We start from the raw sequence: 17,015 nt of genomic DNA on the forward strand, positions 1-17,015 counted from the left end.
GCGCGCGGTCCTTGTCCCTTCAATCCTTGCTCCAATAGCCGTAGCCGCCCAGCTCGGCGAATCCCAGCCGGTCATAGACGGCGCGGGCGCCGGTATTGGCGCGGCCGACCGCCAGCGCCAGCCGGGTGGCGCCCTGCGCCTCGGCCCAGGCCGCCGCCGTGCGGATCAGCCAGCCCGCCACGCCCTGCCGGCGCAGGGCGGGCACCACCTCGATGGCATGGATCATGGCGACCGGCCCGTCCAGCGCCACGAAGGCCGCGCCGGCCGCCCGGTCCTGCACCCGTCCCAGCAGCGCCGTCTTGGGCAGGGCCACCCGCTCCATCACCGCCTGGCGGGCGGCCGAGACATTGCCGTCGTTCCAGATGTCACGCTGCATGGCCAGCGGCGGCCAGATCGCAAAGGCGGTCAGCGGCGGGACGGGCAGGGCGATCAGCCGGGCGCAGTCGGCGGCCAGGATCGCGGTCGGCGTGCCATGGCGAAAGCCCTGCGCCGCCAGGGCCAGCGCCAGCGCCGTATCGTCATCGGCGACGCGGAACATCGGCCGTTCGTTCCAGCCGCGCTGGATGGCTTCGGCCCGGGCGATATCGGCCTCGGTCCAGCCCGGCCGCGCGGCGCGGGCCGAGCTGACGCGACCGCCGCCGCCCCGGCCGCGGCCGACCAGGAAGCCGCCGGCCGGCGCATATTCGGCGGCGGGCCAGGTGGTCTCGAAGGCGCGGGCCAGGTCGGGATCGGCGATCACAGCGCCAGCCTTTCGCGCAGCAGGGTCATGGCATCGGTGACGCGCCTGCCGTCCAGCCCGCGGATCACCAGGCTGGTGCCATAGCGCTGCCCGCTCTGGAAGGGATAGGAGCCCAGCGACAGGTCCGGGAAGGCATCGGCCACGGCGCGCAGCTCGTCGGCCACGTCGGATTCCGGGCGCAGCACCTCCAGCGCCTCGCTGACCGAGGGGCGGCCGGTTGGCAGCTTGTCCACGATGGCCTCGACCATGGCGCGGAACACCTCGGGCACCCCGGCCATGACATAGGTATTGCCGATATGGAAACCGGGCGCGGCGGAATGGGCATTCGGGATCAGTGCCGCGCCAAGCGGGATGCGGGCCATGCGCAGGCGGTTGCCGGTCACTTCGACGCCGCGCGCCTGCCAGCGCTCGACCATGACGCGCCGGGCCTCCTCGTTGATCTCGATACCCACGCCGAAGGCGGCGGCGACGGCATCGGCGGTGATGTCGTCATGCGTCGGCCCGATGCCTCCGCTGGTGAACAGCATGTCCCAGGCGCCGCCCAGTGATTTGTCCAGCGCCTTGATCGAGGCGACGATCTGGTCGTGGTCGTCGCCGACGATGCGCACCTCGCGCAGGTCGACGCCGATGCTGTTCAAGACCTGCGACAGGTAATGGGCATTGCCCTCGCGCGTGCGCCCCGAAAGGATCTCGTCCCCGATGACGAGGATGGCGGCGGTGGGATTGTCGGATTGCATCGGCGCGTTCCTCTGGCGATCTGCTGCGGTCCGCAAATGTATAGGTCCGCGCGAGGGGCTGGAACAAGTGGCGCCATGGGACTATCTGTGGAGGCGGACCAGCAGGACGACGCCAAGGGGACGCCATGAACGACGCACGCCAGACCCGCGAGGGGATCCGCATCCACGAGCCGCAGGACTTCCAGGGCATGCGGGCGGCCGGGCTGATCGCGGCGCAGATCCTGGACGAGGTCGGCCCCTTGGTGCAGCCCGGCGCCACCACCGGCGCCTTAGACGATTTCATCCGGGGCCGGGTCGGGGAACTGGGGGCCACCAGCGCCACCATCGGCTATCGCGGCTACCAGCATGCCAGCTGCATCAGCGTGAACCATGTCGTCTGCCACGGCATTCCTGGCGACAAGATCCTGGCCGACGGCGACATCCTGAACATCGACGTGACCGTGATCGTGGACGGCTGGTTCGGCGACAGCTCGCGCATGTATGTGGCGGGCAAGCCTAGCGTCAAGGCGCGGCGGCTGATCCAGGTCACCCATGACGCGCTGATGCGCGGCATCGAGGCCGTCCGCCCCGGCGCCACCTTCGGCGACATCGGCTGGGCGATCCAGTCCTATGTGGAATCGAACCGCATGTCGGTGGTGCGCGACTTCTGCGGCCACGGCCTGGGCCGCAGCTTCCATGCGCCCCCGAACGTCCTGCATTTCGGCCGCCCCGGCAAGGGCCCGGTGCTGGAGGAGGGCATGTTCTTCACCATCGAGCCCATGGTGAACCTGGGCCGCCCCGAGACCAAGATTCTGGCCGACGACTGGACGGCGGTGACCCGCGACAAGTCGCTCTCGGCCCAGTTCGAGCATTCGATCGGCGTCACCGCGGATGGCTGCGAGATCTTCACGCCGTCGCCCAAGGGCCTGTTCTTCCCCGATCTGGGCTGAGTCCCCGGCCCGGCTTCTTCGTTCCGGAAATACCCATGCGACCGCGCAACCGTCGCTGCCGCATGGGTATTTGTGAAACGGAGAAACCGCAGGCCATCGCCCAAGGGCCGGGCCGGCGCCCGTTTCGCCGTTTGGCAGATACCCAAGCAGCGCCGCCCGCCGGCGCGGCATCAATGCTTGCGAATCGTCTCGCCTGGCATGATGGTTGGGGCCAGCGCGATGATGCCTTTTTCGGGCCGCGGCTCCTTGCCGGCGACGATGCGGGCCGCGCGCCGGCCGATATCGATGCGACGGGCATCGGTGGTGGTCAGCCGCATCGGCAGCCCGTCCAGCAGTTCGACGCCGTTGAATCCGGCAAGCCCCAGCCGGCCGGGAATGTCATAGCCCTTCTCCATGCACCACAGAAGCCCGCCGGCCCCGATCATGTCATTGGAGAAATACAGGAAATCCAGCTCCGGTTCGCGTGTCAGGATGCGCTCGGTCATCTCGCGCCCCTTCAGCAGCGACGAGCCGCCCTGGTAATATTCCCGCGCGGCCAGTTGCACGCCGTGCTCGCCCAGCCGCTCTTCGAAGCCGGCCAGCCGCTTGCGCGCCCGGTGGTCCTCCGGCATGTGGGTGCCGATGAAGCCGATGCGGCGATAGCCGGCGGCCAGGATCTCGTCGGCCATCTCGGCCCCGGCCCGGCGGTGCGAGATGCCGACGGCAGTATCGATCGGCGTGCCGTCCACATCCATGATCTCGACCACCGGCAGGCCGGCATTGTCCAGCATCGCCCGCGCCGCCCGGCTGTGCTCCAGCCCGGCCAGGATCACCCCCGAGGGGCGCCAGCTCAGCATGTCGTAAAGCACCGTGTCCTCGCGAGAGGGGCTGTAATTCGTTACCCCCACCACCGGTTGCAGCCCGGTATCGTCCAGCTCGGCCGAGATCCCGCCCAGCACGTCGGGAAACACCATGTTCGATAGTGACGGGATGACCACCGCGACCAGGTTCACGCGCTGGCTGGCCAGGCCGCCGGCGATCTTGTTGGGGACATAGCCCAGCGTGCGGGCGGCGGTCAGCACCTTCTCGCGCGTGGCGGCCGAGACATCGCCGCGGTTTCGCAGCACGCGGCTGACAGTCATCTCGGACACGCCCGATGCTTCGGACACATCGCGCAGGGTCAGCGGGCGGCGGGGTCTTTTCGTGTTCATCGCAATTACCGAGACGCAATCATGTTACCGTTATCTTTTCCGTCCGGCCGCGGCAAGCTTGCCATTTTCGCAGCCAGGGGGCAAAAGGGGTCCTAGGCGGCCCCGTGGCTCAACTGGATAGAGCAGCCCCCTCCTAAGGGGCAGGTTGCAGGTTCAAATCCTGCCGGGGTCACCATAAATTTCAGGTAGTTATCAGTCATTATAAGGTATGCCCTTTGGTTTGTCGAACCGAAACGACTGGTCGAATCTCAAGAGCGCCGGCCGCTTTCCGCAGGTGCTGGGGGCTGAATCGGGCATAGGTTGCCCGCGTGATGTTCGGGTTCGAGTGGCCCAGGTATTCAGCGATTTCCTCGATAGGAACGCCGGCCTCGGCCATGAACCGGCCCGCAGTCCTGCGCAGGTCGTGGCGGGTGCAATGGGCGATCCCGGCGCGCTCCACGGCGGCGTTGAATCCGGTCTTGATCGAACCGACCTTCCGCCCGCCCCATTCGATGACATAGTCCGAGACGCCCGATAGCTTCGCGGTTTGCAGGGCCGCCATCAGGCTATCGTTGATCGGCACCGTGGCCCGGCCCTTCCTTGGCCCCAGGTCGTTCGGCGCCAGCTTGATCACCCGGCGCGCGAGGTCCACCCGATCCCATGTCAGATCCAGCAGCGCGCCGATCCGGCCGGCGGTGGTGACCATCAGCAGAATCGCCAGACGAATGTGCGGCGCGGACGCTGCGGCCAATAGCCGCTCAACCTCATCGCGCGTCAGGTAGCGGTCCCGAGGCTGCGGGGTGTGCGGCAATTCGATGCGCGGGGCGGCCTCGATCAGGCGGCTTTTCGCTGCCCATGACAGGCAGGTGCGCAGGCAACCAAGGTCGGTCCTGATCGTGCCATCCTTGCGGCCTGCCCGGCGGCGCTTAGCGATGAAACTGCGGCAGTCCTCGGCGGTGATCTGACTGGCCGACAGGTGGCCGAAGTCTGGCAGGACGTTCTTGCCGACCTGCCGCATCTTCGCGGCTTGCCGCCGGCCCTCAACCTCGCGGGTGTAGGCTTCCCATATCTCCGAAACCAGCACCCCGGCCTTGGGCGCATTGGCTTTTAGAATCAGGTCACGCGCTTCACGCTCGGCTTCCTTTGCCGTGTGTGCCTCAAGGCGATAACGCCGTCTGCCTCCATCGTCGTCGTTCCAGATGACGACGAATCGTCCTTTGAGACGGCCGATCCGATAATCCCGCATTCGTAAGCCTCCACAGTATCATGCGTGATCCGCAGCATGCGGCCGACGCGGAAAGCCGGCAACTTGCCGGATCGGATCAGATGACGAACCGTCTCTCCCGAGACGCCCCAGCGCTCGGCCAACATGTCGGGGGTGTATGGCCTCCCCATCTACGCCTCCCTCTGTGCGGGGCGGACAGGCTCACGCCATAGCCGTTCATCTGCCTCGGCCTCGGACCATAGTTTCAGCCCGGCTGCCTCAAGCGCGGCCCGATTTTCCGGCGTGTCCTCGACCTTGGTAATCTGCCAGCTATCGCCAAGGCCACCTGTCCAGTGCTTGCTCTCAAGCGATTGGCGCAGATCGTCATGGCCCTTGAAGCGCAGGCAGTAGCCCTCATGTGCCCACGCGCCGTAGCTTTCGCGGAAATAGTAGCGGTCGCTCTCGACAAGCTGCTGGCGGTGGACGGCGCGGGGATCGACCTTGGTAATATGGCCGTTCTTTCGGTTACGCCAGACCATGTGACCGTTGGTGTTCAGCACGTCCAGCACCTGCTTGTGCGTCATGCCGGCATATTTGGAGATTTCGCTGATCGTCGCCGTGTCCTTGAATTTCAGGACGGCGCGGATCGCATCGAGGACGGGTCGCTCACTCATCCCCGCCTCCCTGTCCGGTGCGGCGGTTCCACCCATCTCGCAGCGCCTCATAGCTATCATGCTCACAGTTTGGCATGATGCAGTCCACGGTTTGGCACTCGGTATAGAACCGTCCCCTGGACGCGGGGCTGTAGTCGTCGCAATTGACGAAAACTGGCTGCCCACACAGCGGACACGGCAGAAACTCGCTCTTCCATGCCATCACCCCTTCTCCCCCGTGCTGGACAGGGCGGCGCGAGCGGCGACAACTTCCGGCAGGCTGCGCGTTCCCTCGTCACTGTCATAGAGGCCGACCATGCCGCGCAGCGCCTCCCGCAGCCTCCGGTTTTCCTCGGCCTGCGCGGTGATGAGGTCGGCGATTTTGATGCGGATCTCCCATGGCAACCCGACACTCGGGTCCCGCAGGTAGTTGTCCAACTCCACCAGTTCCCGCGCTTTGTCGTGCTGGGTCATTCCCCGCCCTCCTTCTCAATGGCGGCGAGGATGGCTGACATGATATGCTCACCGTGATTGGCGTCCTTGAACAGGTCCGCCGCTCTCTGCATCCCCTCCCGCACCTTCTCGCGTCCATAGGCTTCAAGGGCGGCTTTGGCGTCAGCGGGAATGAGGGCGCGGATGCGACACGCTACGTCGCAGATTGCCCTACTTCTGGATCCAAGGTCAGTATCGGCACCTTTTCCCAGATAGTTAGTGGCTGCCAGACTGCACGTTTTAGCCGCCGCCTCATATGCCATTGCCACCTGCGCCCGTGCTTCGTCGCGCTCAGTGAGGAGCCGGGCTACAATCATATGCGCTTCATCTACAGCTTTTTCGTCACCGTGCTGAGATTGATAATGCCCACCGTCTCGATGTATAACCGCGAGCAACTCCCCGAGCCACTTAGCATTTGCGTCGCGCGCGGCTTCGGCTTTCTCGGCCCTACGCAGCAAGTCCGCCGCCGTGTCATTGGTCGAAGGTATGCGGTTTCTAGAAATGAGCGCAAGGATTTCTGAAAATTCGGTGGCGCCCTTTGGTCATGAGACCCTCTCGTTCTCCGCGCAGCATAAACTGCTTCCTATGACACCCAAGCCCAGCGGCTCAAAAAACAGTTGCAAGCCTTCTGCGCAATTCCTCGGGCTAACTATTCTCACCATATTGCCGGCCCCCGGATCACCACCGATAGTCGAGCGTGGCGATCACCGAGCGTCCTTCGCCGTAATAGCAGTTGGCCGAGGTCAGCGAGGCGCAGGAGGTGACATGGCGCTTGTCGAACAGGTTGCTGGCGCTCAGCCGAAGCATCACCCCCGCAAGCGACGGATCCTGTTTGCCGAAATCATAGCTCAACGCCACATCGACCAGGGTAAAGGAGGGCAGCTCGATCTGGTTGTTCAGGTCGCCGAAGCAGCGCCCGACATGACGCAAGCCGCCGCCTATGCCCAGGCCCTCCAGCGCGCCGCTCTGGACGGTGTAATGGGCCCAGAGCGTCGCCTGATGCTCGGGCGCGAGCTGGAGCTGGTTGCCCAGCTGCGCGGCGGTGTTGGTCCGGGTGATCTCGGAATCCTGCCAGGCGTAGGAGGCGACCAGATCGAACCCGGCCGCCAGATTGGCCTTGCCTTCCAGTTCGAAGCCGCGGACCTGCACCTCGCCGGTCTGCACCTGCGCCCAGGGGTTGCTGGCCGGCGGGTCGGGATCCTGAGTCAGGACGTTGGACTGCGTCAGCCGATATCTGAAGGCCGACCCGGTCACCAGTAGGATGTCGGCGGTGCGGGACCGGCGCATCATCATCGTCGATGCCCACCAGATCCATGCCGGGATCCGCATCCCCTCGGGCATCGAGGCCGGTGGCGCGCGGGAATGACCGTTTCCGCGACAGTCCCTGTCCGGCGACGGTCCCCGGGCCTGTCGCGGCTGATCCTTGGGCTGGCGGCGCTGATCGATCTCGCCCGCCGGCTGGGGCCGAGGATCGGCGACCTGTCCCGGGTGGACAGAATCGTGATCCACACCAGCCACCATACGCATCATGTCATCGGCACCGGCGCCAACGACCCGCAGAAGCTGGACCCCAAGGCCTCGCGCGAGACGCTGGACCATTCCATCATGTATATCTTTGCCGTGGCGCTGGAGGATGGCGGCTGGCACCACGAACGCTCCTATGCCCCCGAGCGCGCGAACCGGCCCGAAACCGTGGCGCTGTGGCACAAGATCACCACCGTCGAAGACCCGGAATGGACGCGGCGCTATCACGCCCGCGACCCGCGCGAAAAGGCGTTCGGCGGCCGCGTCGCGGTCACGCTCAGGGACGGCCGGGTGATCGAGGACGAACTGGCGCTGGCCGACGCCCATCCCGACGGCACCCGCCCCTTCGTGCGGGAAAACTATGTCCAGAAGTTCCTGACCCTGTCGGACGGCATCATCGCCACCGCCGAGCAGCACCGCTTCCTCGACGCGGTGCAAGGCCTGCACGACCTGCCCGCCGGGCGGCTGACCTCGGTCGAGATGTTCCGCGAGGTCCGCGCCCGCCTGCCCGGCGTGAAGCTGCTGGCCAACATGACCGAGTTTGGCCGCACCCCCGCCCTGACCGCCGAGGAGTTCCAGGAGCTGGGCTATGACATGGTGATCTGGCCGGTCTCGTCGCTGCGGGTGGCCAACAAGGCGCAAGAGCGGCTTTACGCCGCGCTGGCCCGCGACGGCGCGACGACGGCCATGCTGCCCGAGATGCAGACCCCGGGCCGAGCTTTACGACGCGATCGGGCTCAATGCCTTCGAGGCGCTGGACCGATCCATCGCCCGCAGCGTGCTGCCCGCGCAGGGCGCAAGCGCTTACCGCTCCGCCGGTCCATCCGCCAGCAGCTTCGCGGCGATATGCCGGCCGCGCGGAAGGGGCCGGACCTTCAGTCCCGCAGGTGAACGGGTCGGCTCCGCCGCACGCCGGTGTGGCGGCAGGTCTGCAAGACATGGTCGGCGACACCCAGCGCCGCCAGTTCCGCGCCCATCTGCGCCAGAGCCGCCTCGTCGATCAGTTCGGGATCGACCGTCGTGCGCACCTGATGGGCCGTGCCGCTGGCCAGCAGCAGCCGCAGGCTTTCCCTGGCCCTGTCGCCGCTGCCGGCCGCGCCCGTCACCCGCCGATAGCCGGAAAACGGCGCCTTCACGTCGAAGCCGACCCAGTCGCAAAGCGGCAGCACCGCCGCAAGCCGGGCCGGGTAAGGGCCGGCCGTATGCAGGCCGGTCCTGAACCCCAGGTCCCGGACCGCCCGCATCGCCTGGGGCAGGCCGCGCTGAAGCGTCGGTTCCCCGCCCGAGAACACCACGCCGTCGAGCAGGCTGCGCCGTCCCGCCAGAAAGCCCAGGATCTCTTGCCAATCCAGCGCCCCCTCGGCCTCGGGCGGGATGAGATGCGGGTTGTGGCAATAGGGGCAGTCCCAGGGACAGCCCTGCAGGAAAAGGGTGGCGACCAGCTCGCCCGGCCAGTCGCAGCTGGAGAGGCGCTGCAGGCCGCCGATGCGGATCTCAGCCAAGATCGGCCTGCCGCTCGCTGAAATACAGCCGCTCGCGGAATTCGCCCTTCTTGCCGCGGTTGAACGAGGATACCGGGCGGTGATAGCCCATCACCCGCGTCCAGATCTCGCAGGGCTGGCGTTCCTCATCCGCCAGCAGGATCTCTTCCGGTCCGGTTTTCCGGTCGTCGAACATGGTCTTTTCCTTTCTCAATGCGCGGCCGATTGCCGCTTTTTCGCGATAAGCTCTTCGTCGCAGCGCGGGCAGAACGCGTGTTCGCCCGCGATATGGCCATGCCTGGGGCAGACCGAGAATGTCGGCGTGACGGTGATGTAGGGCAGGCCGAAGTTCTCCAGTGCCCGGCGCACCAGCTTGCGGCAGGCCTCGGCCGAGGACAGCTGCGTGCCCATGTAGAGATGCAAGACCGTGCCGCCGGTGTATTTGCGCTGCAGCGCCTCTTGCCGTTCCAGCGCCTCGAACGGGTCGTCGGTAAAGCCGACCGGAAGCTGGCTCGAGTTTGTGTAGTAAGGCTCGTGTTCGGTGCCGGCCTGGAGAATGCCGGGGAAACGCTTGCGGTCCTCCTTGGCGAAGCGATAGGTGGTGCCCTCTGCCGGCGTCGCCTCCAAGTTATAGAGATGTCCGGTCTGTTCCTGGAAGGCGGTGATGCGCGCCCGCAGATGGTCGAGCAGCCGCAGCGCGAAGCCATGGCCCCAGCTCGTGGTGATGTCATGTGCATCGTCGGTGAAGTTGCGGATCATCTCGTTGATGCCGTTCACGCCCAGGGTCGAAAAATGGTTGCGCAGCGTGCCCAGGTAGCGCCGGCTATAGGGAAACAGCCCGTCGTCCATCAGCCGCTGGATCACCCGGCGCTTGATCTCCAGGCTGTCGCGGCCCAGGTCGAGCAATTCGTCCAGGCGACGCCGGAGCCCGGCCTCGTTGCCCTTGTGCAGATGGCCCAGCCGCGCGCAGTTGACGGTGACGACGCCCAGCGAGCCGGTCTGCTCGGCGCTGCCGAACAGGCCGTTGCCGCGTTTCAGCAGCTCGGTCAGGTCCAGTTGCAGCCGGCAGCACATGGACCGCACCATGTTCGGCTTGAGGTCCGAGTTCAGGAAGTTCTGGAAATAGGGCAGGCCGTATTTCGCCGTCATCGCGAACAGCAGCTTGGCGTTCTCGCTGTCCCAGGGAAAGTCCGGCGTGATGTTGTAGGTCGGGATCGGAAAGGTGAAGACCCGGCCCTTTTCGTCGCCGCGCGTCATCACCTCGATATAGGCGCGGTTGATCATGTCCATCTCGGCCTGCAAGGCGCCATAGGTGAAATTCATTGGCTGACCGCCGATCACGGGCACCTGGTCGCGCAGATCCTCGGGGCAGACCCAGTCGAAGGTCAGGTTGGTGAACGGGGTCTGCGTGCCCCAGCGCGAGGGGACGTTGAGGTTGAAGATCAGCTCCTGCATGGCCTGCCGCACCTCGGCATAGCCCAAGCCATCCTTGCGGATGAAGGGGGCCATATAGGTGTCGAAGGAACTGAAGGCCTGCGCGCCGGCCCATTCGTTTTGCAGCGTTCCCAGGAAGTTCACGATCTGGCCGATGGCGCTGGACAGGCGTTTCGGCGGCCCGGCCTCGACCTTGCCGGGGACGCCGTTGAAGCCCTCGGTCAGCAAGGTGCGCAGCGACCAGCCGGCGCAATAGCCGGCCAGCATGTCGAGGTCGTGGATATGCAGGTCGCCCCGGCGGTGCGCCTCGCCCACGGCAAGCGGATAGACATGCGACAGCCAGTAGTTGGCCACCACCTTGCCCGAGACGTTCAGGATCAGCCCGCCGAGCGAATAGTCCTGGTTGGCGTTGGCATTCACCCGCCAATCGGCACGGTCCAAGTATTCGTTGACCGACGAGGCGACATCGACGGCGACATCCCTTGCCGGCGCGGCGGGCGGGGGCGTAAGCGGCGCCGGCATCAACGCGCCCTCCCTTGCCTGCGGCTTGCTGCCGCCCTTGCGGTGCTGCGGACGGCGACGCCGGCCTCGGCAGGTCTGGTGGTGAAGAATGGCCGCATCTGTTCCCCGTGCTGCTGTGGGCGGGGCAGGCCAGGACGCATGGAGCCCTGCGGCGACAAGGCCGCATTGCCAGGCGCACCGCCGGGACACCCCGCCCGTGGTTCATCGTCATCGTCACGGCAGGTCTCCTGGCTCGCAGGTCGCGGCCCTTGCCGGCCTTCCCAATGCCGTGCGGCACCAGTGGCGTGATCCGGCGCAGGCTCGCTGCTTACAGTTGCGGGGGCAGCGCCGGCCTTGCTCCGAAAGGCGCACCGGCTTCCCTCTTCGCTTTCGGGCCGGATCGACCCGAAAGAACCGTGATGCCTACATATAGGGATTAAGGCGCCGTATCCGTCAAGATGTTGTATTGACCTGCGACACTTTGTCCAAGAGAGGAAGTCAGACCGCTCACAACAACGGGTGCAGCGGACCTGAAGCAGGCCGATACGGTTTTGTACATGCAAATTTTCTGCTTGTGGTAGAGCGTCGTACAATTCGGAACCGGCCAGTCCAGGCCCGATGGATCAGCAGGCTCTTAGAGAAGATGAATGCCCCGATCCTTGTCGGGGCATTCGTTCGCATCAGAAGGTCATCTTCAGGCCGATACCCAGCTCGCGTGGCTCGACCACGGTGGCCTCGAAGCCGCCGATCGAGCGGCTGGCCCGCAGATAGGTCACCGAGCGGTCGTCGAACAGGTTGTTGACATAGGCGAAGGCCTGCAGGTTCTCGCGCGGTTGCCAGGTCAGCCGGGCATTGGCCACGGTATAGGAATCGACCCAGGTGTCGCGGTCCTCGTTGTCGTCGGAATAATAGCCGTCGGTATGGCGCAGCTGGCCGCTGAGCCGCCATTCCGGGGTGATGTCCCAATCGGCCGCCAGCGAAAGCGTATAGTCCGGGGACCGGCCGAAGCGATGGCCCTGGTAATCCGCCGCCGCGCTGGTGAAGCGGCTGATCTCGGTATGCAACAGGCCCAGCCCCGCCTTGACCCGCAGATTGTCGCGCAGCAGATAGTCCATCCCCAGTTCCAGGCCATAGGACTTGGCGCGCTCGGCATTGACGGTGATCGAACTGCCGATGTTCTCGGGCAGGCTGGTCACGACATAGCGCTGCGCATCATGGAGCTGGGTGTAGAACAGGTTGCCGGTCAGTTCCAGCCGGTCGTCGAGCAACCGGGTGCGGCCGAAGATCTCGTAGTTCCACGAGGTCTCGGCGTCGAAGGGCACGTATTCCCCGCTGGTCAGGTTCAGCGTCACCCCGCCTGGGTTGTAACCCTTGCTGATCATGGCGCCGATGCGGGTCGATGCGTCCAGGTCATAGGCCAGCGCGATCCTGGGCAGCCAGGCGTCGAAGCTTTCGTCGTAATCCAGCACGTTCGGGGTAAAGCTCGACACGCCGCGCCGGGTGATGTCGTCGCGCTGATAGCGCAGCCCGCCGGTCAGGCTCCAGCGGTCGGCAAGGCGCCAGGTGGTTTCGGCGAATATCCCCAGGCTGTCCTTGCGGTCGTCATAGGTGGTGGTGCCGCGGTAATCCAGAAGCTCGTCCGAATCGGTGCGCGAGACGAACAGTCCCGCTACGCCGCTGAACTGGTCTTCGGGCGTCCCGAAGGTTACGCGCGTCTCGTTCGAGGTCACGTCCTGATCCAGGATCGCTGTGCCCGCGCTGACCGGCTCGGTCGAGCGTTTGACCCAGATGTCGGAATATTGCAGCTGGTTGAACAACGTCCAGCCATTGCCGAATTCATAGCTGACATCAAGGATGGTGGTGTTCGTGCGCAGCCGCCAGCTGGGATTCGAGGCGGTGGCGCTTTCCAGATCCTCATAGGGCTCGGTCGCGGCTTCCCAGTTCGGCCGGTTGGTCAGGCTGTGCGAGAAGGTCAGCTTGCCCTCGAGCCCCGGGATCTCCTGCGGCTGCCACAGCAGCTTGGCGCGGATGGTGCGGGATTCATGGTCCTGGTCGGTCGAGCCGACGGCGAAATCCGGGTTGGTATAGTCGATGTAATTGTCGCGCGCCCAGTAGTCGACGGCGATGCGCCCGGCCAGATCCTCGGACAAGGGCCCCGAGGCCATCAGGCTGGCGCGGCGGCGGTTGTGGCTGCCATATTCCAGCTGCGCGGCGCCCTCGGGCTGGAAAGTCGGATCCTTGGTCTTGACGATGATCGCCCCGGCGATCGAGTTCGCGCCTTGGGTCGCGGTCTGCGGGCCGCGAAAGACCTCGATCGACTCGACGTCCCAAAGCGCCTGGCTGCCCCAGACGATCTCGTTATAGCCCAGGTAATGCCCGTCCAGATTGAAGGCCAGCCGCGGGGCCGTGCCGCCGAAGAAGGCCACCGCGCCGGAATTCGGACCCTCGCTGTCCTGCCCGCGGATGGTGGGGGCGCCGCCTTGGCCGCCCGAGGCGACATAGGTCACGTTGGCGATGCCCGTCGCCGCATCGGCGGTGCTGTCCTGCCCGCCGCTCTCCTCAAGGTCGCGCGTGGTCAGGACGGCCACCGAAGAGGCGGTATCCTTGATGCTGCGCGCCTGCTTTTCGCCGGTCAGGACGATTTCGTCCAGCCGCACCGCCTCGGCCATGCCCTGATTGTCCTGAGCCAGCGCGGGGGCCGTGGCCAATGCCAGCATGGCGACCGTGCCAAGCAGCACCGGGATTTTATGTCCATTCATCTCCAAACCCTATCCAGATCTACTGCGGGCTGGCGAATGCTGGCTGCGATTTGCGATTCCGTTCCGCCGGCGGGAAACCGCCGAGCGACAGCGCCGGGTTAACCGATTGACAAGGCTTGGGGCAAGGGGTGGCGGCGCCTGGGAATCCAGGGCGTGACCCCTGCGCCACAACCTGCGCCGCAGGATCACTTTACACCCATCTGTGGTTGTGCGACAGTAATCCGATAAAAAAGATAAGATACCGTGCGTTCAGCCCTCCGCCAGTCGTCACGGTCGGGATTTCGGCGGAGCGGACATGGTCCTCCCTATCAAGGAAGATTTGCCCACCCTTCGCCAGCGGATTGCGAAAGGAGATTGCTGTGGCAGATCACGCTCTGGACTGGCAGGCCCGCTGCCCGTTCTGGCCCCGGGACGTCGCTGACCGTTACCGCGAGGCCGGGATCTGGCGATACGAGACATTCTTCGACCTGCTGGCGCGGCAAGCCGGGCGGCTGGGTCGGCGGATCGCCCTGATCGACGATGCGCGGCAGATCGGTTACGACCGGTTGCACCGCGATGCGCTGGCATTGGCGGGCGGGCTTTCGGCGCTGGGACTGGTTCGCGGCGACCGGGTGGTGGTGCAATTCCCCAATTGCGGGGAATTCGTCACGCTGTTCTTCGCGCTTTGCCGGCTGGGCGTCGTGCCGGTGCTGGCCTTGCCCGGGCATCGCGACCTTGAGCTTGGCCAGTTTGCCGATTTCACCGGCGCCCGCGCGATCCTGACGGCGCAGGAGCCTGGGGGGTATGACATGGTGGCGCTGGCCCGGCGGGTGCAGGACAAGGTTCCCTCGGTCCGGCATGTGGTGGTGCTGGGCGACGGCCGGGACGCGACGCCCTTCGACAGCCTGTTCCGTCCCGATCTCCCGTTGCCGGCCGGTCCCAATGCCGAGGACGTGGCCTGTTTCCAGATCTCGGGCGGGACGACCGGCGTGCCCAAGCTGATCCCGCGCCGGCACATGGAATATCTTTACAACATCCGCATGGCGGTGGCGGCCAGCGGGCTGGACGGCGATACGCGCTATCTGTGCGTGCTGCCGATGATGCACAACTTCCCGATGGCCTGCCCGGGTTTCCTGGGCACGCTGCAGGCCGGGGGCACGGTGGTCGTCGCAGCCGAGCCCGAGGCCGGGATCTGCTTCGACCTGATCGCCCGCCATCGCGTCACGATGACCGCGCTGGTGCCGCCGCTGGCGCTGCTGTGGCTGGATGCGCAGGCCGGGCTGGGGGCGGACCTGTCCTCGCTGCAGCTGCTGCAGGTCGGCGGCGCCAAGCTGAACCCGTCCAGCGCCCGGCGCATCCGGCCGGAGCTGGGCTGCCAGCTGCAGCAGGTCTTCGGCATGGCCGAGGGGCTGGTCTGCTTCACCGCGCTGACCGACAGCGAGGAGCGTATCGTGAACACCCAGGGCCGGCCCATGTCGCCCTGGGACGAGCTGCGCATCATCCGCCCGGACGGGCGCGAGGCCGCCATCGGCGAGCCGGGCGAGCTGCAGGTCCGCGGCCCCTACACGATCCGCGGCTATTACGACATGGCCGGGCACAATGCCCAGGCCTTCACCGCCGACGGCTTCTATCGCTCGGGCGACATCGCGCGGCGCGACGCCGACGGCGCGATCACCGTCGAGGGGCGGGCCAAGGACCAGGTGAACCGGGGCGGCGAAAAGATCGGCGTGGACGAGGTCGAGGATCTGCTGGTCGCCCATGCCTCGGTGCTGGATGCGGCGGTGGTGGGGCGGCCCGATGCGCTGATGGGCGAAAGGCTTTGCGCCTTCGTGCTGGCCGCGCCGGGCACCACGCCCCGGCCGGGGGCGTTGCGCCGCCACCTGGCCGAGGCCGGGCTTGCCGCCTTCAAGATCCCCGACGAGGTGATCGTGCTGGATCGCTTTCCGCAAACCGGCGTCGGCAAGGTCAACAAGCGCCAGCTGCGCGAGCAACTGCGCGAGGCGCATTTCCCCGATCCCGTCGCCGCGCGGCAGGAGGAGCGTGCATGAGCCCGGCCGTCGTGGTGCCCGAGGATCTGGCGCCGGACCTAGTCCCGCCGGAAGCGGTGGCGGGGCTGGGCGACGTCCGGCGCGGCATCGACATGATCGACGCCCGCATCGTCGGGCTGCTGGGGCTGCGGCTGCGCTACGTGCTGGCCGCGGCGGACTTCAAGCCCGACATCGCCTCGATCCCCGCGCCGGAGCGGGTGCGGCAGATGCTGGACGAACGCGCGGCCTGGGCCGCCGAGGCGGGCCTCGCCCCCGATTTCATCGGCCCCCTGTTCGGGCAGGTGGCGGAATGGTTCATCCGCCAGCAGGTGGCGCATTGGCGGGCCTGCCGCGCAGAGCGGCCGGCCGCAGACCGCCGGTCGTCGGCCCCGGCGCCCTCGCCGTCAGCGCGGCCCGCCGGCCAGCCAGCCCTCGACCGCGTCGAGCGTGTGCATGGCGCTGGCGACTGAAGGGCTGGTGACCCTGGCGGAATCCAGGAACACCACCCGCCCCTCGCGCGCCGGGGCCATGAAACGGTCCCAGCCGGGCGAAAGCCGGTCCAGCGCCGCGCGCGCGGCCGCCTCGTCCCGCGCCGGGGCGGCGAAGCTGGTCATCACCAGCAGCAGGTCGGGGTTCAGGCCGGCCAGGCTTTCGGCCCCGACGGGCAGGATCAGCATCGAGCGCGACTGCCGGGTCGAGCCCTCGCCGGCGATCTCGGCCCGGCGATAGCCCAGGTCCTCCAGGGCCTGCACCGCGCCGGACATGCCGGCCACGACATTGGCCTGGTCGGTCAGCATGACGATGAGATAGGTCCTTTCCCCCGGCGCCTTGGGCAGGCGATCGGGAAACCGGCCGCGCAATCCGTCAAGCCGGGCCTGATAGGCGGTCCTGAGTTCGCGAAAGCGGTCCTCGCGATGCAGGACGCGCGCCAGCTCCTCCTGCACGCTGAAGCCGTGGGCGGTCGCGGCGCTGCTGTTCTGCAGATAGACCGGCGCCGCCTGGGACAGGGCCTTGGCCTTGCCGGCATCGTAATCGGTGCCGATGATCAGGTCGGGCCGCAGCGCGCGCAGCTTTTCCAGGTTGATGCTGCCCACCGGGCCGATCCCGGGGATCGGGTCGGCATCCTTGGAACGTCCCAGCATCTCGTGCAGGAAATCCACCGCGGTCAGGCTGGAGCCGTCGTCGCCCCGGCCGTAGATTCCGACGACCGGCACGCCCAGCTCGATCAGCGGCACCGCCAGCACCGGCTCGTGCAGCGCCACGACGCGCTGCGGGTCGTCGGGGATCCGCACCTGCCGCCCCGTATCGTCGGTCACCTCGGCGGCCTGTCCCGTCCCGATGGCGGCCAGCGCCACAAGGGCGGTCATCAGCAATCGGCGCATCTCGT

Annotated in this window: 18 protein-coding genes, 1 tRNA gene and 1 riboswitch; of the genes, 5 read left to right on the forward strand and 14 right to left on the reverse strand. The window is 66.7% G+C overall.

Annotated features, from left to right (window positions below; all coding sequences use genetic code 11):
• Positions 1 to 19 precede the first annotated feature (19 nt).
• Both ACDP63_RS08810 and ACDP63_RS08815 read right to left on the reverse strand, forming a co-directional pair.
• The gene (locus tag ACDP63_RS08810) at positions 20 to 739 is read right to left on the reverse strand and encodes a GNAT family N-acetyltransferase (protein WP_024845597.1); all 720 of its coding nucleotides are present in this window, start codon (positions 737 to 739) and stop codon (positions 20 to 22) included.
• Complete coding sequence (locus tag ACDP63_RS08815) at positions 736 to 1,476, reverse strand: competence/damage-inducible protein A (protein WP_028710758.1); 741 nt, start codon at positions 1,474 to 1,476, stop codon at positions 736 to 738. The genes ACDP63_RS08810 and ACDP63_RS08815 overlap by 4 nt, the downstream gene beginning before the upstream one ends.
• 125 nt (positions 1,477 to 1,601) lie before the next feature.
• Between ACDP63_RS08815 and map the strand changes: the two genes are divergently transcribed.
• A complete protein-coding gene (gene map / locus ACDP63_RS08820; RefSeq protein ID WP_024845599.1) occupies positions 1,602 to 2,405 on the forward strand; it encodes a type I methionyl aminopeptidase in 804 nt (267 codons plus the stop codon).
• Positions 2,406 to 2,575: 170 nt separating this feature from the next.
• Here map and ACDP63_RS08825 read toward each other — a convergent pair whose 3' ends face one another.
• On the reverse strand, positions 2,576 to 3,595 hold the full coding sequence (locus ACDP63_RS08825) for a LacI family DNA-binding transcriptional regulator (RefSeq protein WP_024845600.1): 1,020 nt from the start codon (positions 3,593 to 3,595) through the stop codon (positions 2,576 to 2,578).
• Between the two features lie 98 nt (positions 3,596 to 3,693).
• On the opposite strand from ACDP63_RS08825, the gene ACDP63_RS08830 reads away from it, so the two are divergent.
• Positions 3,694 to 3,770 (forward strand) — tRNA-Arg (locus tag ACDP63_RS08830).
• Between the two features lie 24 nt (positions 3,771 to 3,794).
• Here ACDP63_RS08830 and ACDP63_RS08835 read toward each other — a convergent pair.
• From ACDP63_RS08835 to ACDP63_RS08860, 6 genes are all read right to left on the reverse strand, one after another.
• A complete protein-coding gene (locus ACDP63_RS08835; protein ID WP_409927916.1) occupies positions 3,795 to 4,805 on the reverse strand; it encodes a tyrosine-type recombinase/integrase in 1,011 nt (336 codons plus the stop codon).
• A complete protein-coding gene (locus tag ACDP63_RS08840) occupies positions 4,688 to 4,969 on the reverse strand; it encodes a helix-turn-helix domain-containing protein (protein WP_409927905.1) in 282 nt (93 codons plus the stop codon). Before ACDP63_RS08840 ends, ACDP63_RS08835 begins: the two co-directional genes overlap by 118 nt.
• Positions 4,970 to 5,452, reverse strand: a complete 483-nt coding sequence (locus tag ACDP63_RS08845) for a hypothetical protein (protein ID WP_409927906.1) — start codon at positions 5,450 to 5,452, stop codon at positions 4,970 to 4,972. It lies immediately after the preceding gene.
• A gap of 201 nt (positions 5,453 to 5,653) precedes the next feature.
• The gene (locus ACDP63_RS08850) at positions 5,654 to 5,905 is read right to left on the reverse strand and encodes a hypothetical protein (protein ID WP_409927907.1); all 252 of its coding nucleotides are present in this window, start codon (positions 5,903 to 5,905) and stop codon (positions 5,654 to 5,656) included.
• Complete coding sequence (locus ACDP63_RS08855) at positions 5,902 to 6,381, reverse strand: hypothetical protein (RefSeq protein ID WP_409927908.1); 480 nt, start codon at positions 6,379 to 6,381, stop codon at positions 5,902 to 5,904. The genes ACDP63_RS08850 and ACDP63_RS08855 overlap by 4 nt, the downstream gene beginning before the upstream one ends.
• Before the next feature lie 220 nt (positions 6,382 to 6,601).
• The gene (locus ACDP63_RS08860; RefSeq protein ID WP_409927909.1) at positions 6,602 to 7,177 is read right to left on the reverse strand and encodes a TonB-dependent siderophore receptor; all 576 of its coding nucleotides are present in this window, start codon (positions 7,175 to 7,177) and stop codon (positions 6,602 to 6,604) included.
• Positions 7,178 to 7,285: 108 nt separating this feature from the next.
• Here ACDP63_RS08860 and ACDP63_RS08865 point away from each other — a divergent pair, with 108 nt between their 5' ends.
• Positions 7,286 to 8,338, forward strand: coding sequence for a hypothetical protein (locus tag ACDP63_RS08865; RefSeq protein WP_231000293.1), 1,053 nt, complete (start codon positions 7,286 to 7,288; stop codon positions 8,336 to 8,338).
• Here ACDP63_RS08865 and ACDP63_RS08870 read toward each other — a convergent pair.
• The 4 genes from ACDP63_RS08870 to ACDP63_RS08885 all read right to left on the reverse strand — a co-directional run bounded on the left by ACDP63_RS08870 (position 8,323) and on the right by ACDP63_RS08885 (position 13,622).
• A complete protein-coding gene (locus ACDP63_RS08870; RefSeq protein WP_072462922.1) occupies positions 8,323 to 8,949 on the reverse strand; it encodes an anaerobic ribonucleoside-triphosphate reductase activating protein in 627 nt (208 codons plus the stop codon). The two genes, ACDP63_RS08865 and ACDP63_RS08870, sit on opposite strands and share 16 nt — an antisense overlap.
• On the reverse strand, positions 8,942 to 9,124 hold the full coding sequence (nrdD, locus tag ACDP63_RS08875) for an anaerobic ribonucleoside-triphosphate reductase (RefSeq protein ID WP_072462921.1): 183 nt from the start codon (positions 9,122 to 9,124) through the stop codon (positions 8,942 to 8,944). Before nrdD ends, ACDP63_RS08870 begins: the two co-directional genes overlap by 8 nt.
• A 14-nt stretch (positions 9,125 to 9,138) precedes the next feature.
• Positions 9,139 to 10,884 carry a ribonucleoside triphosphate reductase gene (locus ACDP63_RS08880; protein WP_104494137.1) on the reverse strand — a complete coding sequence of 582 codons (1,746 nt, stop codon included), beginning with the start codon at positions 10,882 to 10,884 and terminating at the stop codon, positions 9,139 to 9,141.
• Between the two features lie 199 nt (positions 10,885 to 11,083).
• Positions 11,084 to 11,297: riboswitch (cobalamin riboswitch) on the reverse strand.
• A 246-nt stretch (positions 11,298 to 11,543) separates the two neighbouring features.
• Positions 11,544 to 13,622: a TonB-dependent receptor gene (locus ACDP63_RS08885; RefSeq protein ID WP_147428489.1), complete on the reverse strand. Its 2,079-nt coding sequence runs from the start codon at positions 13,620 to 13,622 to the stop codon at positions 11,544 to 11,546.
• 359 nt (positions 13,623 to 13,981) lie between these two features.
• On the opposite strand from ACDP63_RS08885, the gene ACDP63_RS08890 reads away from it, so the two are divergent.
• Together ACDP63_RS08890 and ACDP63_RS08895 are read left to right on the forward strand one after the other, a co-directional pair.
• A complete protein-coding gene (locus ACDP63_RS08890; RefSeq protein ID WP_028716741.1) occupies positions 13,982 to 15,649 on the forward strand; it encodes a (2,3-dihydroxybenzoyl)adenylate synthase in 1,668 nt (555 codons plus the stop codon).
• On the forward strand, positions 15,646 to 16,098 hold the full coding sequence (locus ACDP63_RS08895) for a chorismate mutase (protein WP_409927910.1): 453 nt from the start codon (positions 15,646 to 15,648) through the stop codon (positions 16,096 to 16,098). Before ACDP63_RS08890 ends, ACDP63_RS08895 begins: the two co-directional genes overlap by 4 nt.
• Here the strand turns inward: ACDP63_RS08895 and ACDP63_RS08900 are convergent.
• The gene (locus tag ACDP63_RS08900; protein ID WP_028716740.1) at positions 16,033 to 17,010 is read right to left on the reverse strand and encodes an ABC transporter substrate-binding protein; all 978 of its coding nucleotides are present in this window, start codon (positions 17,008 to 17,010) and stop codon (positions 16,033 to 16,035) included. The two genes, ACDP63_RS08895 and ACDP63_RS08900, sit on opposite strands and share 66 nt — an antisense overlap.
• Between the last annotated feature and the right edge of the window lie 5 nt (positions 17,011 to 17,015).

The sequence above is a fragment of the Paracoccus sp. P2 genome, from assembly GCF_046335115.1.
GTDB classification, from domain to species: domain Bacteria; phylum Pseudomonadota; class Alphaproteobacteria; order Rhodobacterales; family Rhodobacteraceae; genus Paracoccus; species Paracoccus pantotrophus.